We start from the raw sequence: 24,059 nt of genomic DNA on the forward strand, positions 1-24,059 counted from the left end.
GGGGGAAACCATTCGTATGAGGAATAGAAAAATGGTTCACATGCTGTTGTCATTTCTGGTTCTATGTGCGCTTTGTCTGAGCGGTTGCAGTTCGTCTGCTGCGGGCGGCGTTAGTGAGAAGAAAGAGTCCGATACAGCTTCAACTGTATCCTCCGATAAAGAAATGAAGGTGGCCCTGCTTACACCAGGACCAGTCAATGACAGCGGCTGGAATTCTGTGGCTTATGGCGGACTTCAACAGATTGAGAAGGAGCTAGGTGTGGAGGTTCAATATTCCGAAAAAGTAACGCAGTCCGATATGGCTGAATTCATCCGTGGATATGCAATGGATGGTTTCAATGTAGTGATTGGTCATGGATTTGAATTTGCTGAACCGATGATGTCGATTGCCAAAGAGTTCCCGAATACCTGGTTTCTTGTCACCAGTGCGAGTGTTAGTCAAAGTCCGAACGTAGCTTCTATTAGTATTAATAACCGGGAACAGGGATATTTGATGGGAACAGTAGCGGCCTTGATGTCCGAGTCCGGAACGGTAGCTGCCATCGGTGGAATGGAGATTCCCCCGATTACGAATTCTGTCAAAGGATTCGAGGAAGGTGCTAAAGCAGCCGTGGAGGGAATCAACGTTCTAACGACCATGACGGGTTCCAGTGACGATATTGCCAAAGCAAAGGAAACGGCCATTTCCCTCATTGAAAAAGGTGCCGATGTTGTAATGACCAACGCAAATCAGGCAGGAATGGGCGGCATAGAAGCGGCTAAGCAGGAGGGGGTACTTGCGGTGGGTTCCAATCAGGATCAGAATCCGAGCGCACCCGATACGGTGGTTACGAGTGTCATTCAAGATTACCCGAAGGCGATGACAGTTACAGTGAAGTCGATAATGGATGGAACGATGAAGCCGGAGCCGCTGTCGCTTGGGGTACAGGAAGGTGCCGTTTACTTAAGTCCTTACCACGGGTTTGAAAGCAAAGTTTCGCAAGAGATTAAAGATAAGATTGAGCAGACCATTGAAGCACTTTCAAGCGGTGAGATCTCAGTGAATAATGAGTAAACTTTAAATAATGGTGACGAATTTACAATCAGATGCAGGCTCAAGGTTAGTTAATCCATATAATCGGAGGGGTTTGACATGATGGATCAAAAAGTGAATGCACCAATGGGTGGATCCCATTTGCAGGACTCCGTACTTGAAAATGAGTGGCACCCTGTATGTGCATCTCATGAACTAACAGATAAACCGATCTCCGCGATCGTTCTAGAAGAACGAGTTGCGGTTTACCGTTCAAGCAAAGGAGTTCATGCGCTTCGCGATTTGTGTGTCCACCGAGGTGCGATGTTATCTAAGGGCTGGGTTGATAAAAATGAGAACCTGGTTTGTCCTTATCACGGATGGCAATATAACGCTGACGGCAAGTGTGTATGCATCCCGGCTCAAGGGAAGGATGACCGCATTCCTCCGCGTGCAAAAGCGACAAAATATCATTGCCAGGAGAAGTTCGGCATTGTGTGGGTATGTATTGGAGAGCCGCGTGCTGAACTGCCGGACTTTGCTGAATTTGAAAACCCGGACTATCGTCCGCTTGTTTGCGGGCCTTATCATGTAAAAGCAGCTGGAACACGGGTGATTGAGAATTTCACTGATTTTGCTCACCTCATGTACGTGCATGGAGGACTTTTAGGGCATCCCGATTATTCGGAGCTCCCCGATTTCCAGGTATTCAAAGAGGAGAATCGGGTGTACACCGGAGACGTTCCTATTTTTCAGCCTGTCGCTCATTCGGGGTCTGAACATGAAGAAGGTACAACTTATGTTTATGTAAAAGAAGTGTTTCGTCCGCTCGCTGCTCGCCTATCTAAGCGAGATCAAGCCACGGGCCAAACGCTTTGGATTATGCTGACGGTTCTCCCTGTTTCAGAGCAAGAGTGTATTGTCTATATGCCGGTATCGAGAAACTATGCACATGATGTAGATGATCAGCAGTTTATTGATTTTCAAGATACGGTATTTGAACAAGACAAGTGGATCATAGAGACACAAAAGCCAGAACTGCTGCCCCTTGACTTACAAGCAGAGTTGAATCACAAAGCAGATCTCTTGTCTGTAGCTTACCGCCGCTGGATTACCCAGATGGGTGTCAGAATTGGAACAACGTAAGACTTCCTGTTGAATACGGTTAGTGATATCCATCATAAAATAAAACCTCCGATATGCCGATATATAAGTTACTTTTGTAATGTTCGGTCAGATAAACCATCTGAACTCATTTCATTGTAATTACTATCAGGCAGAAGGGGGTCGTTTTTTTTGAGTGGAAAACCAAAGAAAAGCTTGATGTCAATAAGAGTGAAACTGATTACTATCTTTGTCCTCTTCTTGTTCATCCCAAGTATCGTTACCGCTGTATTTTCATTTCGAACAGCAGATCAGGAGATCCGCCAAGCGGATTTGGAGACAGGGAAACAATCTTTGCTGCTCGTCAGCAAGCAGATTGATTCATTGTTAGAGAATCAAAAAGCAAATCTTAACTTGATCTCCATGCAAACGAGTTCAGCCCAGATTGCGAATAGAAATCCAGCTGTACAGCAACTGGTAGACAACATGAGAGACAGCAATCCGCAGATTGAATCTATACTTATTGTATCGAATGCAACGGGAAAACAAATGAAATCACCATCTCTCAGCAACGATGAGGTAGTAAAAGAGAAAGATTGGTATAAAGAAGCTTTGGGAACGAGCGATTCAGTCATAAGTGTGCCCTATAAATCAGCTTCAACAGGTAATGTGGTGGTAACTTTGGCAAAACGTTTATCCGATGGCAAAGGTGTTGCTAGTATTCAGCTGGGGTTAAATTCACTCACCTCAACAGTAAACGGAATGAAGATTGGAGAAAAAGGGGTTATCTATCTTGTTGATCAGAAGGGAAACTACCTGGTTCATACCCATTTTGGAGCAGGCTCGAGCGCAATTGAACTTCTGTCTGATCAGATTGTAAGCAACGAGGAAGGAACGCTAAATTATTCTATATCAGGTCAAAATAAAAGTGGTTATTTTATAAATCAGCCATTAACAGGATGGAAAATCGTAGCGGAATTTGATCTCGATGAATATGAGCAAGTATCTATCCCTATGTTAAAAACCGTAGGGATTGTGCTTTTGTTTTCCGCTATTGTCGGAATTCTCATCATGATTCCTGTTATTCGAAGTCTATATAAGCCGATCAGAGGATTGGTCCACGCGTCAAAAACAGTAGGAAGCGGTGATCTGACCATAGACCTGTCGGTAAAACAACGGGATGAGTATGGACTGCTCGCAGAAGGATTTAATAAAATGACTAAATCTCTGCGGTCCGTACTGAGTGAAGTCAATGATACTTCTCAGCAGCTAGCATCGTCCTCTCAGGAGCTGGCAGCTAGCTCAGAGCAGACGACGAGTGCCACAGAGCAGGTAGCGAGCATTATGCAGCAAACGACTGTTGGTATCTTGCACTCCAATCAAGTGCTTGGAGAAGCAAAGCAGCAAGTTGCTGAAATGTCAGCAGGTATAAAGGAGATTAGTCTTCAAGCAGAAGACGTCACCTCCGCTACCGAACAAGTATCAGCTGAATCTCAAGCAGGGATGGAGCAGATTGAGCAGGCAAGCGTACAAATGAAGCATATCGGTACGTCTGCATCAAACCTGAATGAAGTAATTGAAGGGCTTGGCAGCAAAACGATGGAAATTCGTCAGATCGTTGAAATCATCACGAATATAGCGAAACAGACCAACATCCTGTCTTTAAATGCTTCCATAGAAGCATCAAGAGCAGGAGAGCATGGTCGAGGTTTTGCCGTTGTCGCTAAAGAGGTAAAAGAGCTTGCGGAGCAGTCCGCTGCCTCAGCAGCAGACATAGCACAACTCACGCATGAAATGGAGCGTGGTACGACGGAAGCGTCTGTTTCTATGTCCTCTGCTTCGCAGGAGATTGGTAAGGGAATTACGGCAGTTAATGAAGCCGGCGAGCATTTTAGATCTATATTATCCTCGATTCAGGAAGTGGCAGTGGAAATGGGGGCAGTATCCATCGCATCTAAACAGATGGATTCTGCTGTGGATCAAGTAAATGAAGTCTTTGAAATTGCCCTTGCTATATCTGATGAGATCGCTGCTGGAGCACAGGAAGGATCTGCTGCTTCAGAAGAGCAACTTGCAGCTATGGAAGAGGTCGCTTCTTCTGCTGCAGCATTATCAAGCATTGCTGATGAGATGAAGGAGATTATCGAACGTTTTAAATTATAAGAAAATAGAAGAGACGAATCACCTCATAGGAGAGAGGGATTCGTCTTTTTGTGCTTATTGCATATTGTACTAGGCTCAATTGCTTGCTCTGAAGCAAGGAGATACCAGGTATTTCATTGATTTACTCACTGGCGGAGCAGAAGTCAGAAATAAAGTGGCAACTCAGGCAGGACTCTTACAAATCATGGAGAAATGGAATCAAGATGAACGGCAATGGAAACAAAGACGCGCACCTTATCTATTATATGGGAGATGAAGATATGGATCGAAACGAGCAGGTAGATAGGTTACTTTCAAAACTGAGTTTGCGTGAGAAAATAGGACAAATGCTGTTATGCGGACTGCCTGGCAGAGAGCTGACAGAACCACTCGCCGACTTCTTTCGGGCAAATCCGGTTGGTGGAATTATTTATTTTGCCAGAAACGTACAGCATGTAGGACAGGTTGCCAATCTGACTTATGAGCTGCAAAAAGTAGCACAGAGCGCAAATCAGCTTCCACACTTCATTTCTATTGATCAGGAAGGCGGGATGGTTGCGAGGATTGCTGAAGGAATCACCTTATTTCCTGGAAATATGGCGATCGCTGCTGCGAGTTCAACAGAAGATGCGTATGAGGCTGCACTTGCCAGCGGGAAAGAACTACAGGCGCTTGGCATTAATCTCAACTTTGCTCCCGTGCTTGATGTGAACAATAATCCGCTAAATCCGGTAATTGGGGTTCGTTCCTTCGGTGAATCGCCTGAAGTCGTAGCTGAGTATGGTGCGAATTCAATACGCGGACTGCAAGATGCCGGGGTATCGGCTGCAGCCAAACATTTCCCTGGGCATGGGGATACAGCTGCGGATTCCCATCTTGATCTGCCTGTCGTTCCCCATGATCTAACACGGATGAACCAGGTGGAGCTTGTTCCATTTATCAAAGCGATAGATGAAGGTGTCGATTTCATCATGTCTGCTCATATTTATTTTCCGCTGCTAGAGTCTGATAGAAAACCTGCTACGCTTTCCTCTTCTGTGCTTACAGGTCTATTAAGGCAGGAGCTTGGCTACCAAGGTGTGATCATGACGGACTGCATGGAGATGAGCGCCATTGTAGATACCTACGGAACGGTAGAAGCATCGGTAATGGCGATTGAAGCAGGAGCAGACCTCATCCTGATCAGTCATACTCATGATCTGCTGACTGGAGCATATGAGGCTATTGAAAAAGCAGTAGCAGAGGGAAGAATCAGCGAAGATCGTATTAACGAGTCTGTCCGCCGTCTGCTTGATCTAAAAATTAAGCGCGGAATCATGACCGAACAAGGTGATTTTCCTGCTCATACAGTAACTCTACCAGTAATTGATGGGGAGGGGCTGCCCGCTAGGGTTGGAGTACAAGAACATCAAGATTTAGCTCGCAAAATTAGCGAACGCAGTATAACCTTGGTTCGTGATGAGGCAGGTATGCTGCCCTTAAAGAAGGTACGAACGCTAGTAGTGACAGTTGCTTCGTCGGCTATGACCATCGCTGATGAAATTATCAAGGACCCGTGTAGTTTAGGAACGGCGTTAATAGAGCAAGGGTTCGATGTCGTCCATATGAGCATCCCGGCAGCGGGTGTAGCGGAAGAAGCAACTCATGTTTTGGAAGCTGCTCGCCAAGCAGAGGTAGAGCAGATCATTATCGCTACGTATAATGCCCATTTCTATGAAGAACAGTCAGGGCTTGTGAAGCAGCTGTATGCACTGGGCAAACCGCTTACAGTTGTTGCTACACGTAATCCTTATGATCTAGCTAGCTTCCCTGAAGTGCAGGTTTACGTAGCGGCTTATGAGAGCAGACCGCTGACAATGGAAAGTATAGCTAAGGCGCTGTTGGGGTTAATTCCTTTTCAAGGAACACTGCCTGTCTCCCTTGGAGACGAAGAAAAATCGAATCCGGCCCACGTATGATCGCGGGATTTCACCAAAAGATAGAGCAGCTTGCTGCCTGACTGATGACGGGCACGTCCTTTGGTGAGTAATCGGATCTATATGTATTTTAAGCAAGGTCCTGTTAGAGGGCCTTGCTTTTTTTGTGTCAGATCATCCGTTTATATCTAAGTGTTCAAGATGAGATGCTGCATAATTGGGATGAATTTCTTTTGTTTAGTTAAAGGGGAGAGGGTTTATATACAAATTAGAAGTTTGCGAAAACTAGAATAAGAGGAGTGATAATCATGTTTCGTCATCAAAAAGAATTGCAGTTTGAAGTGAAAGTAGATCGTCCAGATCCATTGTTTGCACGCCAGGTGCAGGAAGTTCTGGGTGGACAGTTTGGTGAAATGACAGTAATGATGCAATATTTGTTCCAAGGCTTCAATTGCCGTGGTGAGGAAAAATATAAAGATATGCTCATGGATATCGGTACGGAAGAAATCGGTCATGTCGAAATGCTATGTGCGTTAATTAGCCAGCTCTTGGATGGAGCTTCACCGGAAGACCAAGAAGAAGCTGCGAAGGACCCAGTAACAGCAGCGATTATGGGTGGAATGAATCCACAACACTTGCTTGTGAGCGGTCTTGGCGGATTGCCGACGAATTCTAATGGTGTACCTTGGAATGGCAGTTACATCGTAGCGAGCGGTAACCTGCTTGCAGATATGCGTTCTAATCTCCATGCAGAGACACAAGGAAGACTGCAGGTTGCTAGACTTTATCATATGACAAAAGATGAAGGCGTTCGTGCAACGTTCCGCAAAATGCTGGCACGAGACCGTTACCACCAGTATCAATGGATGGCAGCAATTCAGGAATTGGAAGAGAAGAATGGAGTGGTTGTTCCCGCTTCCTTCCCACCAGAAGCAGAACTGGAATCTCAACCTGAAGCTTATAAATTCTGGGACTTGTCCGAAGGCAATGAATCTAGTGAAGGTTTGTGGGCTACAGGCAGTGCTCCGGATGGAACAGGCGATTTTGTATATGAAGCAGACCCTGCTCCTCAAGGTCAAGTGTACAAGCCAGAGATTCCTCCGACTAATATCCATCATGATCTGGATGTTGTAAAAGTCCCATTAAAAAAATAAATAGTATCTATAAAAACCTCTGCCCTGTGTAAGGGCGGAGGTTTTTTGCCGTGTACAGATTGTATTTTAATGGTATCAGCAGAGGGGATATAGACAATTATCTTGTTTCGTCTATATTAAACCAAACTTTTTATTATTATGTTTGACAATTAACAAACAAGAACATAATATATCTATATAAACAAAACGAGGAGGACGTGTTATGACGGAACAACACAATGATTTTGCATATGATGCCTCATTGGAGGAAATCAAGCGCGGCTATATCGAGACAGAGACCGAATATATCTGTGTCTGCTGTGGTTATACCGCTGAAAAAGGAGTGATTTATCCTCACAATGAAGTCTTATATGAATCATTCAGATATATACAGATCCATATTCAAGAAGAACATGGGTCGGTATTTCAGTTCTTGATCTCACAGGACAAGAAAGTGAGCGGACTTTCTGATATACAGCGCAGGCTGCTGGCAGAGTTTTATGAAGGGAAAAAAGATGCGGAAATACAAAAAGAATTAGGAATTGGCTCTACTTCAACGATTCGTAATCATCGGTTTGTGCTCAGGGAGAAGGAGAGACAAGCAAAAGTGCTGCTGGCTGTAATGGAGTTGCTGCACTCGCGTGATCACGATACCCCTGTCATGCCTGTGGTATCACCTAATAACAGAGCAGGCCAAGCTACCAATAAGGAGACTGATTTGACCGCTGAGCAGGAGAAAGTACTGACTAAATATTTCCCTTTTGGTACAGATGGACCGCTCGAAACTTTTGCAGTGCAAGAGAAACATCGACTCATTATTATGAATGAGATTGCAAAACGTTTTGATACGAACAAAGTATATTCCGAGTCCGAAGTGAATGGGATTCTAGATCAAATTTATGAGGATTATGTGTTGCTTCGCAGATCGATGGTGGACTATGGCATACTTAGCCGGGAAGAGGATGGAAGCAGTTACTGGCTTACCCCGAAGGAAGGAGAGAGTCGTAAAATGGCAAATCGCAGAGAAGAGTTAAAACAACTGGCAAAAGAAATAAAGACAGAAGCCGGCGTTTATCAAATTCGTAATAAAGAAAATGGAAAAAGGTATGTGGCAAGTACACCAAACCTCAAAAGTCTGAATGGTCAACAATTTATGCTGAATATGGGAAGTCATCGCAACCGCAGGCTTCAAGAAGAATGGAAAGAGTACGGGGAAGAAGCTTTTGCGATTGAAGTTGTGGAAAAGTTAAAAATCCCAGAGAGTAATATCTTTTTTGATGTAAAAGATGCATTAAAAAAGTTGGAGGCAAGCTGGCTTGAGAAGCTTCAGCCTTATGGAGAGAATGGGTATAACGAGGCTTGACCAAAGCAGCAGAAACTTGCTTAAAGAAACACTTTAACCCTTAATCCAGAAGAACTCACATTTGAGGATAAGCAAAATCTAATACGGAGAGTAGTTAGAGAGGTACGGGTTACGAAAAAAGAGATCTATTGCTCTTGATATGTGGTTGCTGTTTTAGGGTCACTATCTTGTAACAAGAAAAAACCTTCATAAAACAAAAATGTCTCGCCCTGTTCCACATGCATAAGCAGAGGTGCGGGCGAGATCTGTTAGTTATATTATATGCCGATTTATATTTTTGTGTAATGCTATTTCGTCATCTTATCCTGCATAGCAACGGCCGCCATGATAAATGCACCAACGCCATGCAGATCGTTTTTACTTACTGGGCGAGTTACATAATTTTCATAATCTCCTGCTGAGGTACCGATGCATATAGAGGGCATTACCAAGTGTCCAAGATCATCGGTTTCCATCATCTGAGCGAGTCCGGTGAAGCCTTTGCGGGCAGCGGACATATAGCTCTCGTCAGCAGCAGACTGCTGGACAGCTCTAGCAATCGTATAAACAAATAAGCTTGAGCAGGAGGTTTCCACCCAGTTATCCGGATGGCTGCCTTTATCGACAACCTGATACCATAGGCCTGTCTCTTCATCTTGATAGCGAGTAATTGCTTCTACGAATGCTCCAAGCTCCTCCTTCAGCTCAGCATGACTCGGATGCTCTTCAGGGAGCAGCGCAATAAACTCTGTAAGTGCCAGTCCATACCAGCCGAGCGATCGGCCCCAGAACTCAGGTGAACAGCCTGTATCAGGGTCTGCCCATGGCATCTGCCGGCTTTCATCCCAAGCGTGATAAAGCAGCCCGGTCCGCTCATCCTTCATATATTTACGCATCAGCCGCTCTTGCCGCAATACTTCTTCCCGCAGTTCCTCATCCCCATAGGTGTCAGCATACTTTAGAGCAAATACACCGCCCATATATAATCCATCCAGCCACATTTGATGAGGATATTTATCTTTGTGCCAAAATCCGCCTTCCGCGGTTCGGTTTAAGGTTCCAAATAAACTACGGAGCTTATCTGCAGCCACCTTATATTGCGGTTTCCCCGTCCGCTCTGCTTGGCGGAACAATAACAGCCCCGCTTGTATGGAATCCAGCTCGTCCCGTGCGAAGAATAGGTTACCTTGCTCATCCACTAGATCATCAATATACCCTTGAATATAGTCGTCATACCGTGCTTCTCCTAACTGCTCAGCAATCTGCTCAACCCCGCATAAAAAGACACCCTGATGATAATGCCAGCGATGGGCTGGCGGAAGTTCGCCTGGTTTATACGTTGCCATGATGGCATCTGCCGCAGCTGCAGCCCATTGCATGGGTGTTTTTGCCACATCTGATTTAATCATCTGATCTACTCTCCTCTAATAGAGTTTAGGCGGCTATCTTTTTAGCCTTTAATAGAACCAAGCATAGCTCCCTTGGCAAAATGCTTTTGCAGGAATGGATACACTAGTAAAATCGGCAGCGTAGCTACGACGATTACCGCCATCTTGACCGATTGATCAGGTGGGGGAACGGCGGAGTCCAGGTTTGAGCTATAATCCATTCCCGAAGCAAGCACAACGATCTGACGAAGCAATACTTGAATCGGCCACATTTTGCTGTCGTTCAAATACAAAATAGCGCTCAAATACGTATTCCAGTAGGTAACGGCATAAAAAAGTGAAATGGTTGCAATTGCCGGCATAGAGAGCGGCAGAACAATACGAAACAAGATGCCAAAGTCATTACAGCCATCAATTTTAGCTGATTCTTCAAGTCCTTCCGGTATGTTCTGAAAGAAGTTTTTGAGTATGATCATATTAAATGCGCCAATAGTCGATGGCAGTATAAGCGCTGCATAGCTGTCAATCAGGCCAAGCTCCTTAACCACCAAAAAAGTGGGGATCATCCCGCCGCTAAATAGCATCGTAAATACAACGAGGAACATAATAAGGTTTCGGCCGTCTAGATCACGGCGCGACAAGCCATAGGCCATTAGCGATGTGACGAACATGCTGAGTAACGTGCCTATCACTGTAACGCCAATCGATACACTCATTGCTCTGAAAATGGTATCCGTTGAAAAAATAAACTTATAGGCCTCGAGACTCCAAACCGTTGGAATAAGAATAAATTTTTTGGCTGCAATCTCGGCGTTCGTCGTAAACGAGCCCGCTACCACGTGGATGAACGGGAGCACGGTAACAAGTGCGATAATCGTCAGCAGCGTATAGTTAACCGCAACGAACAGTCGACCGCTTAGCGTACGATCTTCTACCATAATGAATCCTCCCTTGGCATTAATAGATGCCTTCTTCACCCATTTTTTTAGATAAGCGGTTTGCCAGCATAACGAGTACTAAACCAACAAGTGACTTGAAGAAGCCAACTGCCGAACTATAACTGAACTGCATTTGTTTTAGGCCAGCGGTATACACATAGGTGTCAATTATTTCAGCAACATCCCGATTCATTGAGTTGAGCAGCAGGTATACATGCTCAAAGCCAAGCTCCAGAACATCGCCAATTTTCAATATTAACAGGACGATAATTACACTACGAATGGCAGGCAGCGTGATATGCCACACTTGACGAAGCCGTCCAGCTCCGTCCATCCTTGCTGCTTCATACAGCTGAGGATCTACCGCTGCGATTGCCGCCAAGTATATAATGGTTCCCCAGCCCGCTTCACGCCAGATTACCTGAATAATATAGGTCGGCCGGAACCATTCAGGACTAAGCAGGAAATTAATTTTACTAAAGCCAAGTTGAACAAGCAGTTCATTGACAATGCCGCCGTCCATGGTCAGCATGACATAACTGATGGATACGATGATGACCCAAGACATAAAATGGGGCAGATAAACCAGTGTTTGAAAAAATCTTTTAAAAAACGTGATTCTTACCTCATTAAGCATTAAGGCCAAGATAATAGGTATGGGAAAGTAAAATAGCAGGTTCATGCCAAACAATAGTAATGTATTAGATAAAATGTTCCAAAAGTCAGGTTCAGTAAACAACCGCTCAAAATGCTTAAATCCTACCCATTCGCTCCCTAGTATGCCTTTAAACGGTTTATAATCTTGGAACGAAATGACAAGTCCAAACATCGGGATATATTTAAAGATAAGAAAATAAATAATGCCGGGCACAATCATGAGATACAGCCATTTGTTTCGCCAAAATCGCTTGCGCCATGCTGGCTGCGTCTTGGTAACTTGTCGGCTGATCACGGTCTCCTCCATAAGTCCTCATCCTTCCAAAGTTGGCTCCGCTAGGGGCTAAGACTCTGCTGTGGCACAATAAGCAGCGCGAGCAGAGCGTTCCTTAAGTGAGCCTGATATATGGCTGCTGTGTCTGAATACAGGCTCTATTTAGGGAACGATCTGCATGCACTGCCTTCTGCCTACCCGAGAGGCCGGTTTATATTGGCCGCCCGCTTTTATTTTTTGTAACTCGCATTAAACTCCTCGATCATTTTCTCGCCGCCTTGCTTCTTCCATTTCTCAATTTCCTTCTCAAAGCCGGCTTGGTCGATTTGTCCATAGATAAACTTGTACGTAGCATCAGTAATTGTCTGTTGCAGCTCTACGCCTTTGGATGCATAGGTGGCTGAATCCAGTGCAGCAGTAGGGTCTTTCACGCCGTATTTCTCATTTTCCTTAATGAGTTCTTCCGCGCGAATACGTCCTGGGAGCTCATTTAAGCTCTCGTACATGCCATTTGTTTCTGCCTCACCGATTACACTGTCCTTATAGCCCTTCACTTCACGTTCTGTCAGTTCTTTATCTTCAGATGGCTTCGCTTTTCCGTCTACGACGGTATAGTGTGTGCCTTCGATACCCCAGAACATGAGGTTAGCTACTTCTGGTGTCATCATTTTGTCGAAGAAACCTAGAATTTTCTTGAGTTCTTCCTCATCCTTGACTGCTGTTTTTGGGAACAATACAAGGTTGTTATAACCTGCAATCATCCATTGATGAATGTTGCCGTCTGGGCTTTTCACCATGCTGTGTGCATCAAGGACAGCGGTTGGTACGTTTTTGATCAAGTCCTTATCAAGTGTTGTAATATCTGGCATAGATCCGCCGATATAAATACCTGCTTTACCACTCGTGAACAAATTAACAGCATCTGTTTTACTTGTAGCAGCAAAATCTTGATTCATGTAACCGTTATCACGAAGTGATTTGAAAAAGGACATGGTATCGATATATTCAGGGAACATAAATTCAGGCAGCAGTTGGCCGTCTTTCTCCCCCCAGTTGTTCGGTGTACCGAACCAAGAGGAAACCGTCTTAAAGGCGCCAAAAACGAGCTCATTACGGTCTGCGATGCCTGTTGTATCGTTTTGTCCATTGCCGTCAGGGTCCTGCTCAGTAAATGCTTTAGCCATAGCGAACAGCTCTTCTGTTGTTTCTGGAGGAGCAATATTCAGCTTATCTGCCCAGTCTTTACGATAGATGATTCCTTGACGGGCAAGTGGGCGGCCGAGATATAAAGAATACAATTTGCCTTCGACCTTGGTATTATCAAGTACTTCTGGTTTTAATTTATTTAAATTTGGAAATTCGCTTAGGTAAGGGCCAATCTCCCAGAACTGTCCTTCCTTAATTGCTTCACGCATGAGCAAGAACGTTGTAGCATTTTTCAAATAAGTCGCTTGCGGCAAGGATCCGGTAGCAAATGCCGTGTTCAACTTCTCCTCATATGTATCCGCTGGAAAGAATTGATACGTAAGTTTCGTGTTTGTCAGCTTCTCTAGTTCATTTTTAACAGTGTCGGTTGGAGTCTCAGGCGTATTCAGCGGCAGCATGATGGTAATTTCCGCTGGGCTATCATCCTTCGGTGTACTGGCGTTAGGGCTGGAACCCGTATCACCCGATCCGGTAGATGTTGTGCCTGTACCGTTTCCGCCGGAGCAGGCGGAGAGAAGCAGTGTTAGGGACATGACAGCACATAGAGCCAAGGATAAAGGCTTTTTCTTTTTCATTCCTTTGTGACCTCCATTTAACGATGGGATTTGGCTTACACACTAAACACTACCGAATGGATAAAGTATCGTATACAATCATTTGCTCATATGCAGGCATACCAGCAAGAGTCTGATGAAATGATTATTGCGTGGGAAATGACACCATAGTGTCGTATAAGATCCAGAGAGAGCAAACAGGGAGATTCGTTGTAAAGATCTGCTCGAGTGCAGGAAAAAGGGGACACCTTACTTGCATAATGCAGCAATACGCTAAGAACCCCAAGCAGTAACTGATTGGGGCGAAGCCAAATGTTGATTTTTATAAAGCTTCTGATAACTCCTTAATAATCGTGTTGCCGCCATTTATACGCCAGCGCTTCGTCTCCTGCTGAAAGTCCTGCTCTGTTAAGTTGCCAAGAATATAGTTGTAGGTGGCGTCTGTTATAATTTTACTGAGTTCTGCATTCCGCTCATCATACGTCTTTGATTCCAAATGAGCTGCAGGGTCTATGACGAGAAATTTTTCATTATCCTGGCTAAGCTGGTCCGCTAAAGCTGTTAAGGTCTCTTTCTCCGCTACCTCCATAACACTCGGGTTACTCATGTCCGCAATCATCAACATATAAAAAGCATTTACTTCTTGAATACGCAGCTGAGTTGTTTCCTCCGGCAGGCGGACTTGACCATTCTCCAACGTATAATGCTTACCTTCAATGCCATATTTCAATAAGTTTGCAATATCCTTATCCATTGTGCGGTCAAAGAAAGCTAAAATATGCTTTAATTCTTCTTCTGTCTTGATCGCCTTCTTGGAAAATAAATATAATCCGTTAAAATTCGGAATGGACCATACCCGGTAACCGTTAGGACCTTTAATCCGGTTGGATAAAGTAAATGAAGCATCCGGATTAATTACTTTAGCTTCCTCATATAAGCGCTGAATATCGGTCATGCTTCCAATATAGACGCCGGCTTTGCCTTTTATGATCATATTCCGCTGCACTTCTTTGCTTGTCACAGCAAAATCACGGTTAATGAGCTGCTCGTTATATAGTTTTTTGAAAAAGTTCATTGTCTCCATATAAGCTGGTGTCTCAAACTCTGGTATAAATGTGCCTTCTTCCATACTCCAGTTATTAGGTGTCCCGAAATAAGAGCTGACTGTCTTGAACGCTCCATAGATCAGATCATTACGGTCCGCAAGGCCAATGGTATCTGCCTTCCCGTTCCCATCAGGGTCATTATATGTAAAAGCATGAAGAACCTCATACAATTCATCAAGGGTTCCCGGCACGGCAAGCTCTAGATGATCTAGCCAATCCTGCCGAATGATTGCGCCTTGTCGTGACGATGGACGCTCTGTATATAAACCATAGATGCGATCATCAACGGCAGCCTGCTTCAGAATATCTTTATTTAAGTATTTAAGGTTAGGATAATCCTCTAAGTAAGGTCCGATCTCCCAGAATGCGCCGGATCTTATTGTATTTTTCAGGAGAAGGAAGTCCGTATTTCTAACAAAGGTCACTTTCTTTAAGGAGTTCGTTGTTAATGCAGTATTCATCTTATCGCTATAGATTCCATCTGGAATCCAGTTGATATCTAGGGTAAAGCGGCTCCATTCTTCCAGCATGGACTGCATTTCATCACTTGGAGGAGTAGGGAAGTGAAGGGGGAGCATGATGGAAATGGGTGAATCCTCTATCGAGGCAGCATTTGATTTTTCTGAAGAATTATTACTGCATGCGCTTACAAATAGAAGTATAATGAAAAATATGGAAGATGTTACAAATAATTTATTTACTGTTTGGAACCCTTTCATCAGCATTCTGCCCCCTTCTTATTTAGAATGAGAGAATTGCTCGCTCCCCCAATTCTTGTGTGTAATCTAAGATAATGATTATCTGACAGGTAGATGATTATTGCTCGTAAAAGGGCTGTTCCACTACAATAACAGTACGATAAATATGACAATTGAAGTGTAGGTGATCCTCAAGTGCGTTCTTTAAGTTTTCTATCCAAAATGACGATATTCGGGTTCTTATTAAGCACGCTTCCGGTTATTTTTATCGGTACATTCTCTTATTTAACATCATACAATGAAATACAGAAAAACGTAAATGAAAGCAAGTTAATGTTAATTATTCAAATTAAATCCAATGTAGAGCAAAAATTAACGACTGTCAACCAAACACTTAATCAAGTAATCAATTCGTCTTTTATGAAGAAAGCTCTTAATTTAAATATAACTGAAAACGATTTCATTATGTATAACGACTTGCGTACTGAAATCCGCTATATGCAATCATTCGATACCAAGCTCGAAGATGTCATTCTCATTAATGAGCGTTATAACTGGATGATTAAAAATTCCGGCCTCTACAAGTTTGATGAGTACCCTTATCATGATCAGCTGGCGAGCCTGATGGAGCTTCCCGACTCAACCTCTTGGTCTTTGAATCCATCTACATGGTTTTACAGCGAAGAAAATGCCAATAATTCAGCCTGCTCCTACAGCATAGGTCTTGTTAAACAGCTCCCTTCAAGAGGACTTGATCCGCATGGGCTGGCAATCGCAAACATTCCTGCCTGTGATGTGCAGTCCTTGCTGGGTACGAATCATTCCGATCTAAGTGGACTGATGATTGTGAATGAGCAGGGCAAGATTATTTTACACTCAGATGAATCATTAATTGGCGAGCCTGCGGAGAAGACAGGCATTCATAGTCTGACGCAATTGAGCGGTGCTTCGGGGCAATATAAATCACATATTGGGGATAAACCTTTTTCCATAACCTATTATCGTTCCGATTTTAATGACTGGACTTATGTCAGCTATGATTCTATTCAAAGTATGACGAGTGAATCCAAAAAAATTGGAGCGTACACGCTTTATGCCTGTTTACTCATTCTGCTGATCTGCATCACTATTGCCTGGCTGGGTTCAAAACGGATGTATTCGCCGATTAAACTATTGCTGAAACAATTTGGCCACCGCAATGCAGATGAGAAGACAAGCAACGAGTTTCAATTGATCGGAGAGCAGGTTCATGCTTTATTTCAATCAAAATCGAGATTAGAAGATGAAGTGAGAAAGCAGCTTAAGCAAGTGCGTACCTTTTTCTTAATTCGTGCTTTCCAAGGCAAGGTGAAGGCAAAAGAGCTGCATGACAAGCTAGAGCAGTTTGATTACAGCCGGCAGCTTGAGGAGTGGAAGACGATGTCGGTGCTTACCATACAAATAGGAACACTTGAGCAAACGAGATATGAGAAGCAAGATTTAGAGCTTTTATTATTCGCCGTGCAAAATATGGTAGAAGAGCTTATTCCGGAGGAAGAACAGCTGGCTCCAGTGATGATTGACCACACAGTTGTTGCCCTTATCGGCAGCAAGGAGAGCGAAAAGACGGCTTTCCAAGCTAAAATCTATACCGCAACAGAGCAGCTAATGAGTGAAATTACAAGTTACTTAAGCGTGCAGGTTAGCATTGGCATGAGTCTTCCATTCCATGATATCCGAACCCTTTCGATCGCCTATAAAGAAGGGCTAGAGGCGTTAAAGCATCGCATGACTCTTGGGGACGGCATTATCATTCAGTTTGAAAATATTAACTCGGGGAAACCTTACTTGAAGCTGAATTATCCCAATCATTTAGAAAACGAGCTGCTGGATGCGGTTAAGCTCGCAAACGCTGAGAAGGCAAAGGAACTGCTTGAACAGCTGCTAAGGCATGTGTTCGCCACCGAGATGTCACCGCAGGAGTACCAGATTCCGCTATCGCGTCTGCTGAATAACCTGCTGATCACGATGCAAGAATCCGGTATTAGCTTGAAGCAGATTTATTATGGAACAGGAACGTTATTTGAGGAACTGCTAGATTGCCATATTGTAGCCGAAATCGAGGATTGGTTCTGGACAGCTGTGATCCATCCGATGATTAAAGTGTTCCGAGACCGTCAGGATGCGCAGTACCACAACATATCGGAGAAAATAATCGAGCTTATTCATCGTTATTATGATACTGATCTGACACTGGAAGAATGTGCTTCCAGGCTTCACTACAATGCTAACTACTTAAGCAGTGTATTTCGGAAAGAAACGAATTATTTTTTCAGTGAATATCTATCTGTTTACCGATTTCAAATTGCGAAGAAGTGGCTGGCCGAAACGGATATTCCGGTAAAAGACATTGCAGCGAAGCTTCGTTACAACAATTCGCAGAATTTCATCCGTTCGTTCCGTAAGCAGGAAGGTTTAACCCCTGGCCAATACAGACAAAAAACGATGCAAATCGAAGCCTGACCTTGTGATATGTCCATGGATTTTTGGTTAATACTTTCTGTGATGACATAAAACAGGGGGTATAGGAATGGGACATAACTCAGAGCGTAAAAGAATACTGATCACAGGGGCCGCAGGTAAAATTGGAAGCTGCCTCGCTGCAGGTTTACGAGAGACGGGCAAATACGAAGTGATCGCAACAGATCTGATTGGGGACGAAAAGAAGAAGATACAACCACTCGATGTTACCAATTCAGACCAGCTACTGGAACTTACCAAGGGAGTCGACACGATCCTCCATATAGGATGGGCTAAAGATGAGGAAGACTTCCTTGGCAAAGTACTGCCGATCAATGTAACGGGAGCGTATTACTTATATGAAGCAGCAAGATGTAACGGGGTAAAGCGGGTTATTTTTTCAAGTTCAAACCACGCCACGGGATTTTATAAAGTAGGGGAAGAAGTCGATGCGAATGACCCCTATCGTCCCGATAGTTTTTATGGACTGAGCAAGTGTTATATCGAACTTCTTGGCAGACTGTATTCGGACAAACATGGAATTTCTTCTATTAACATCCGAATTGGTAATTTCCCGGGTGATAACAAACCGCATTCCGAGCGTGCAGCGCATATATGGATCTCCGAGCGAGATTTAGTACAGCTTGCAGATAAATGCATAGAAGCACCAGAGATACATAAATTCTTAAGTCTATATGGCACTTCTGCCAACACAGATAACTACTATGATATTCGTTACCTTAAACAGCTGATCGGATATGAACCTCAAGATGATGCAGCAGAACTCATGGAACAGTTCGAGCGCCAGGGACAACAGGTAAAGCAAGATGAGACAGAGTATCAGGGCGGCAATATATAAAAAGGCATCTGGCTTCCCAGAATCTAAAAGAAGAAGACGAAACAGCAAATACGCTGATTTCGTCTTTTTTATTCATTTTACAGATTTAAATTGGTTGAATATGGTAAATATAAAACGCATTTATTAATTTTCGACGAAAGTGTATAGTAAAAGAAAGAAGAGAATCGGAGTTCAGAGGGGGTCAAGGGATGAGATCATTGTGCAAAGTTCTTATCGTCGATGACGAGATGCTGGTTAGACAGGGGATCAAACATCTTCTGGACTGGGAACAAGCTGGCTATTATATTGTTGGGGAAGCTTCTAATGGTTTGGAAGCGCTAGAATTGGTAGAAGAGTTACAACCTCACATTGTGATTACAGATATCGTGATGCCTATTATGGATGGCGAGAAGTTGGTAAGGTTGGTAAAAGAGCGCTATCCTGCTATCGAGGTTATCGTGCTGAGCAGCTTCAGCGAATTCGATTATGTGCGTTCTACGTTTCAGAACGGAGTCGCTGACTATATATTAAAACCTAAACTCGAGGCGGAATATCTGCTCTCTATTTTACACAAAACAGCAGCCAAAATAGAAGGACTTGGCATACCGGTAAAAGAAGAACGATCGGAAGAGACACAGATCGCGCAAGCAATCGATAAGATGATTTCCGGTTATGAGGCAGAGATAACAACCGAAATCATCCGCCGCCGGTTTCCTTATCCTAAGTTTCTTCTACTGGGTGCAGATTTGAATCCCGTAAAAGATAAATTAGAGAAGAGTCAGATCGAAAAAAGTGTGAGTCAGTGTCTTCATCATTTACGATCAGGGCAAGCAGAGTATATGAAGCTAGAATCTGTTCCAGGCACGCTGCTCTATTTACTCAATGCGAATGATCCCTGGTCCGAACGTATAGAGCAACTGATACAGAATCTTTCCCGTATTCCTCAGCAGCGTGAGCAAGCAGAGAGGCTGCATTTTATTATTAGTAATCGATTTGAAGATTTTTGCCAATTGGGCAACGTCTACAGTAAACAATATGAGAGATTGAAACGTTACTCGTTTTATTTACCGACGTATCCGGTTCTTGAAGCAGACCATTTACCTGCCTTACCGGCTAGGACGTCAGCGATAGATATGGCGGAACTGATTGAAGGATTAAAACGTAAACAATTCCAAAAATCCTTTTCATTTTTCCTTGAACATATCCATGCGAAATCTTTAGATTATGAGACAGATATATTTGAATTCAAATCTCTGCTTGGTAATTTTATATTTAATGTTACCAACACACTAAGTAAGCTGAAATTTGAAACCGAGCCACTCGAAAAGAGAAAATATGATTATTTCAGACAAATTGATCAGGCCGTGTACGCACGTGATGCGATTCAGTTCATCGAGGAATTTATCCAAGAAGCGGAGAGCATTACGAGAGAGACGGACACTTCAACGAATCCAAGTTTTTATCGTCTGCTAAACTATATACAGGAGCATTATGCCGAGCCAATTACCCTAACGGAAGTGGCGAAGAAGTTTCATTTTAACGCATCTTATTTATCGAGTTATTTCTCTGCCAACAATAATGAAGGTTTCAGTGAATATGTAAACAAGGTGCGAGTTGAGAAAGCAAAAGAAATGCTGGTAGCAACAGAAGAGACAATCTCTGAAATTAGTGACCGTGTAGGTTACTCTGATCAGAGTTATTTTACAAAAGTTTTTAAAAAGATGACCGGGGTATCACCAAGTCAGTATCGAAAAGAACAAGTGCAGGAGAACCAGAACATATGATGATGGGGGAGCTTGCAAATTTGAACAAAAGAAGTTTGTTTGTGAAGCTGTTTTTAGTCACCTTAATCAGTATTATTACGGTCTCGTTGCTATCTGTAGCGATTACGATTCGCATGTCTGAGAATTTATTCCTCAAGACCTTCAGTATTACGAATGAAAAGTTACTGGGACAGGTCAAATCAGATCTTGAAGCATACAATAATGCGGTTGCAACGAGCGCTACCTTAATTGCGCAAAGCGGAGGAGTCCGTAAATACCTGTCGAGCAGTGAGACGGATTCCGTGTCTTTATCCATGCAGACCTATGCAATGACGCAGCGGATCAAGACAATTATAACGAACCTAAGTGCTTATGATGTAGGTGTGACACTCGTTGGAGCCAACGGGCGAAGTTATACAACAGATCCTTGGTACTGGTCGGTTACGGTAGATGAATTAAACAATCATGAGATAACAAAACAGACAAAAGCAAATCCGCGGGAGATTCTGTATCAGCTTTATTATGATCGAGATCAGCCGGGTACAGAACAAAAACCTGTGCTGGTTGCCTCAAAAGCTTTATATGAACAGTATACTGGGAATATTTATGGAACACTGTATATCACGTTTCGCGACCAGGATTTCCAGTCTTTTTATGAGAATTTCACGAGTGAAGGCAATGATGTGCTGCTGATGAGTTCACAGGGACAGATTATTTCCAGTAATCGAAGTGAGCTGATCGGTAAGCATGTTCCTTCTCTGTTGCACGCTGTAGATACACAAGAGAAGAGTGGACTCGGCAGTACAAGCCTTTCTTTTGAGGGAAGCGAGATGACGGTATTATCAGAGTATTTACCGGAATTTGATTTTTATCTGGTGAACCTTTTAGACCGAGAAACAGCGATGGGGAATATGGTCAATGTAAAAACAATTACACTCATGATCATGTCCGTTGTTTTACTGTCACTAATTGTTGTCTATCTCATTACAAGGAAAATGACGAAGTCCATGAGAGGACTTGTCCGTCATATGTCACAGATTCCAACGAGTGGATTTAATCAGCGCGTTGACGTATCCAAAAGCGGATATGAGGTGGAGGAGCTGGGCAATGCGTTCAACTATGTACTCGACGAATTAAATGTGTATGTAGATCGATTGGTAGAGACTCAGAAAGAACAGCGAAAAGCCGAACTTGCGGCGCTCCAAATGCAGATTAATCCTCATTTTCTATATAATACGCTGGCTTCTGTTAAGTTTCTCGTACAACAAGGAAACAAAGAAAAAGCTGCCGAAACGATCAATGCCTTAATTACCTTGCTGCAAAATACCGTCAGTAACGTACAAAGTGCCGTTACCGTCCGCCAAGAGCTGGACACACTAAAGAATTATGTGTTTATCAATCATGTAAGATATGGCGATAGAATTCGAGTCAATTATTTCATAGAACCAGAGAGTATGGACTACCAAATTCCTAAACTTATTTTACAGCCGTTTATTGAAAATGCGTTTTTTCATGCTTTCAACCATAAAGAAGAGGGAACGATTCTGATTATGATTTCGGTTCAGGATAATCATTTGGTCTGTGAAGTAAATGACAACGGAGATGGGATGGACATAGATTCAGCTGAAACGGCGGAAGGAAAAACATTACCGAAGACAAAGAGGAATCGAAAGTTATTCTCGGGTATCGGGATACAGAATGTGGATCATAGGCTCAGATTCATGTATGGAGACAGCTATGGAGTTGATATTAGCAGTGTAATTGGTGAGGGTACTCGGATCAAAATCACGATACCTCTACAAAAACAGGAGGAGCAAGACGAGAAAAGCAGTTGAACAATAAAGGATATAAAAGTTAAATCAAATTCAAAAATATGGGATTAATCTAAATAAAGAACCAAAACCTAAATATAGTACATGAGTATAGCGGTGAATTGAACAAGGTAACTAAGAAAAGCACCAAAGCTAACAAAGATAGTTCTAAAGAAACCGCATACATGAGTGATAAGATGGAAGCATAGAAAGTAAACGCTTCCATCTTATTTTATTTTAAATCCATATTTATTACAGCCTTGAGGGGGTTATTTCATTGAGAAACAAATTACCAAAAGTACTTTCAGTCCTGTTAGCTAGTGCGGTCGTTCTATCTGCTTGTTCTACGGGTTCAGGTGGAGAATCTAGTGAAGGATCTAGTGCAGATACGAAAGAGATTACAGTCTGGGCATGGGACCCAGCGTTTAACATTGCAGCAATGAATAAAGCGAAAGAGGCTTATGCGGAAACAAATCCTGATCTTAAGATTAATGTTGTAGAGAACGCACAAGCAGATATCGTGCAGAAGCTGAACACAGGCCTTAACTCTGGATCTACAAAAGGTCTTCCGAACATTGTGCTGATTGAGGATTACCGGGCACAAAGTTTCCTACAATCGTATCCGGATTCTTTCTTTGAACTGACAGATGTCATTGATGTAGCCAATTTTGCGGATTATAAAGTGGGACCTACTAGCGTAGATGGCAAACAATATGGAGTTCCTTTTGATTCTGGAGCTACTGGATTGTATATCAGAACAGACTACTTGGAGGAAGCAGGGTACACGCTTGACGACCTGCAAGATATTGATTGGGATAAGTATATTGAAATCGGTAAAGACATTAAAGAAAAAACAGGAAAATTGATGCTGACACAAGATCCGAATGACCTCGGAATCATTCGTATGATGGTTCAATCTGCGGGTTCTTGGTATACCACCGAAGATGGTGAAACGCCAAACATTGCGAATAACGAAGCAATGAAAGTAGCATTTGAAACCTACAAAAAGTTGATGGACTCGGGTATCGTCAAAGTCGTTTCTGACTGGAGTCAAGGGGTTGGGGCTCTTAACGGCGGTGATGTTGCATCTACTCCTTCAGGTAACTGGATTACTCCATCGATCAAAGCAGAGGCTTCTCAGTCCGGAAAATGGGCAGTAGTTCCAACGCCGAAACTGCCTGGTGTAGAAGGTGCTGTGAATGCTTCAAACCTTGGCGGCAGCTCTTGGTATGTAATGAACGTAGACGGTAAAGAAGCAGCGGCAGAATTCTTGGCTGCAACTTTCGGTACCGACGTAGATCTGTATCAAACATTGAATACAGAAGTGGGTGTAATCGGTACGTTCAAAGCGGCTTCCGAGGGTGAAGCTTATAAAGCAGAAGATGAGTATTTCCAAGGACAAAAAGTGGTATCTGACTTCGCTGCTTGGACAGAACAAATTCCTAACGTGAATTATGGTCTAAATACGTACGCAGTCGAGGATATCTTGGTTGTTGCAATGCAAAACTATCTAGGCGGCAAAGATATTGATTCCGTACTTAAGGATGCGCAGTCTCAAGCAGACACTCAAATTCGTTAATTCATGAATGAATACGGGCCCTTGTTCCTTCTGCTTCTCCTTTAGAGAAAACCTCTATGGATGGAGGGAAAGGGCAAGGGTCCTTTTTATGAAGAAAAA

At 43.3% G+C, this 24,059-nt stretch carries 17 protein-coding genes; 12 read left to right on the plus strand and 5 right to left on the minus strand.

The features are described 5' to 3' along the window. The first annotated feature begins 16 nt into the window (after positions 1-16). The 7 genes from PV403_RS18625 to PV403_RS18650 all read left to right on the plus strand — a co-directional run bounded on the left by PV403_RS18625 (position 17) and on the right by PV403_RS18650 (position 8,670). Complete coding sequence (locus tag PV403_RS18625) at positions 17-1,054, plus strand: BMP family protein (protein ID WP_332085586.1); 1,038 nt, start codon at positions 17-19, stop codon at positions 1,052-1,054. A 78-nt stretch (positions 1,055-1,132) separates the two neighbouring features. Further along, positions 1,133-2,158, plus strand: coding sequence for an aromatic ring-hydroxylating dioxygenase subunit alpha (locus PV403_RS18630; protein ID WP_332085587.1), 1,026 nt, complete (start codon positions 1,133-1,135; stop codon positions 2,156-2,158). 150 nt (positions 2,159-2,308) lie between these two features. Next, positions 2,309-4,279 (plus strand): methyl-accepting chemotaxis protein, encoded by a 1,971-nt coding sequence (locus tag PV403_RS18635; protein WP_332085588.1) that lies wholly within the window; start codon positions 2,309-2,311, stop codon positions 4,277-4,279. A 154-nt stretch (positions 4,280-4,433) separates the two neighbouring features. Next, the gene (locus PV403_RS25330; protein WP_442951777.1) at positions 4,434-4,535 is read left to right on the plus strand and encodes a hypothetical protein; all 102 of its coding nucleotides are present in this window, start codon (positions 4,434-4,436) and stop codon (positions 4,533-4,535) included. Between the two features lie 4 nt (positions 4,536-4,539). Beyond that, positions 4,540-6,216: a beta-N-acetylhexosaminidase gene (nagZ, locus tag PV403_RS18640; protein WP_442951778.1), complete on the plus strand. Its 1,677-nt coding sequence runs from the start codon at positions 4,540-4,542 to the stop codon at positions 6,214-6,216. A gap of 266 nt (positions 6,217-6,482) precedes the next feature. After that, positions 6,483-7,328: a manganese catalase family protein gene (locus PV403_RS18645; RefSeq protein ID WP_332085590.1), complete on the plus strand. Its 846-nt coding sequence runs from the start codon at positions 6,483-6,485 to the stop codon at positions 7,326-7,328. Between the two features lie 202 nt (positions 7,329-7,530). After that, positions 7,531-8,670 (plus strand): DUF2087 domain-containing protein, encoded by a 1,140-nt coding sequence (locus tag PV403_RS18650; protein WP_332085591.1) that lies wholly within the window; start codon positions 7,531-7,533, stop codon positions 8,668-8,670. A gap of 287 nt (positions 8,671-8,957) precedes the next feature. Here PV403_RS18650 and PV403_RS18655 read toward each other — a convergent pair whose 3' ends face one another. The 5 genes from PV403_RS18655 to PV403_RS18675 form a co-directional block, all read right to left on the minus strand. Beyond that, positions 8,958-10,058, minus strand: coding sequence for a glycoside hydrolase family 88/105 protein (locus tag PV403_RS18655; RefSeq protein ID WP_332085593.1), 1,101 nt, complete (start codon positions 10,056-10,058; stop codon positions 8,958-8,960). A gap of 41 nt (positions 10,059-10,099) precedes the next feature. Further along, the gene (locus tag PV403_RS18660; RefSeq protein WP_332085594.1) at positions 10,100-10,975 is read right to left on the minus strand and encodes a carbohydrate ABC transporter permease; all 876 of its coding nucleotides are present in this window, start codon (positions 10,973-10,975) and stop codon (positions 10,100-10,102) included. A gap of 19 nt (positions 10,976-10,994) precedes the next feature. Further along, entirely contained in the window at positions 10,995-11,939 is a 945-nt protein-coding gene (locus PV403_RS18665; RefSeq protein ID WP_332085595.1) for an ABC transporter permease, read from the minus strand. A gap of 197 nt (positions 11,940-12,136) precedes the next feature. Continuing rightward, a complete protein-coding gene (locus tag PV403_RS18670; RefSeq protein ID WP_332085596.1) occupies positions 12,137-13,687 on the minus strand; it encodes an extracellular solute-binding protein in 1,551 nt (516 codons plus the stop codon). Between the two features lie 301 nt (positions 13,688-13,988). Beyond that, entirely contained in the window at positions 13,989-15,491 is a 1,503-nt protein-coding gene (locus tag PV403_RS18675; RefSeq protein ID WP_332085597.1) for an extracellular solute-binding protein, read from the minus strand. Positions 15,492-15,665: 174 nt separating this feature from the next. On the opposite strand from PV403_RS18675, the gene PV403_RS18680 reads away from it, so the two are divergent. From PV403_RS18680 to PV403_RS18700, 5 genes are all read left to right on the plus strand, one after another. Beyond that, positions 15,666-17,972 carry an AraC family transcriptional regulator gene (locus tag PV403_RS18680; protein ID WP_213533165.1) on the plus strand — a complete coding sequence of 769 codons (2,307 nt, stop codon included), beginning with the start codon at positions 15,666-15,668 and terminating at the stop codon, positions 17,970-17,972. Positions 17,973-18,039: 67 nt separating this feature from the next. Beyond that, the gene (locus PV403_RS18685; RefSeq protein WP_213533163.1) at positions 18,040-18,828 is read left to right on the plus strand and encodes an NAD-dependent epimerase/dehydratase family protein; all 789 of its coding nucleotides are present in this window, start codon (positions 18,040-18,042) and stop codon (positions 18,826-18,828) included. 188 nt (positions 18,829-19,016) lie between these two features. Further along, entirely contained in the window at positions 19,017-20,591 is a 1,575-nt protein-coding gene (locus PV403_RS18690; protein WP_213533161.1) for a response regulator transcription factor, read from the plus strand. Beyond that, complete coding sequence (locus PV403_RS18695; RefSeq protein ID WP_332085599.1) at positions 20,588-22,405, plus strand: cache domain-containing sensor histidine kinase; 1,818 nt, start codon at positions 20,588-20,590, stop codon at positions 22,403-22,405. The genes PV403_RS18690 and PV403_RS18695 overlap by 4 nt, the downstream gene beginning before the upstream one ends. 253 nt (positions 22,406-22,658) lie before the next feature. After that, a complete protein-coding gene (locus PV403_RS18700; RefSeq protein ID WP_332085600.1) occupies positions 22,659-23,960 on the plus strand; it encodes an ABC transporter substrate-binding protein in 1,302 nt (433 codons plus the stop codon). The last annotated feature ends 99 nt before the right edge of the window (positions 23,961-24,059 follow it).

This window comes from Paenibacillus sp. GYB006 (assembly GCF_036577645.1).
GTDB lineage: Bacteria > Bacillota > Bacilli > Paenibacillales > Paenibacillaceae > Paenibacillus.

Coding starts and splice junctions, on each gene's coding strand:
- PV403_RS18625 (WP_332085586.1), top strand. CDS start 17: ATGAGGAATAGAAAAATGGTTCACATGCTGTTGTCATTTCTGGTTCTA.
- PV403_RS18630 (WP_332085587.1), top strand. CDS start 1,133: ATGATGGATCAAAAAGTGAATGCACCAATGGGTGGATCCCATTTGCAG.
- nagZ (WP_442951778.1), top strand. CDS start 4,540: ATGGATCGAAACGAGCAGGTAGATAGGTTACTTTCAAAACTGAGTTTG.
- PV403_RS18645 (WP_332085590.1), top strand. CDS start 6,483: ATGTTTCGTCATCAAAAAGAATTGCAGTTTGAAGTGAAAGTAGATCGT.
- PV403_RS18650 (WP_332085591.1), top strand. CDS start 7,531: ATGACGGAACAACACAATGATTTTGCATATGATGCCTCATTGGAGGAA.
- PV403_RS18655 (WP_332085593.1), bottom strand. CDS start 10,058: ATGATTAAATCAGATGTGGCAAAAACACCCATGCAATGGGCTGCAGCT.
- PV403_RS18660 (WP_332085594.1), bottom strand. CDS start 10,975: ATGGTAGAAGATCGTACGCTAAGCGGTCGACTGTTCGTTGCGGTTAAC.
- PV403_RS18665 (WP_332085595.1), bottom strand. CDS start 11,939: ATGGAGGAGACCGTGATCAGCCGACAAGTTACCAAGACGCAGCCAGCA.
- PV403_RS18670 (WP_332085596.1), bottom strand. CDS start 13,687: ATGAAAAAGAAAAAGCCTTTATCCTTGGCTCTATGTGCTGTCATGTCC.
- PV403_RS18675 (WP_332085597.1), bottom strand. CDS start 15,491: ATGAAAGGGTTCCAAACAGTAAATAAATTATTTGTAACATCTTCCATA.
- PV403_RS18685 (WP_213533163.1), top strand. CDS start 18,040: ATGGGACATAACTCAGAGCGTAAAAGAATACTGATCACAGGGGCCGCA.
- PV403_RS18690 (WP_213533161.1), top strand. CDS start 19,017: ATGAGATCATTGTGCAAAGTTCTTATCGTCGATGACGAGATGCTGGTT.
- PV403_RS18695 (WP_332085599.1), top strand. CDS start 20,588: ATGATGATGGGGGAGCTTGCAAATTTGAACAAAAGAAGTTTGTTTGTG.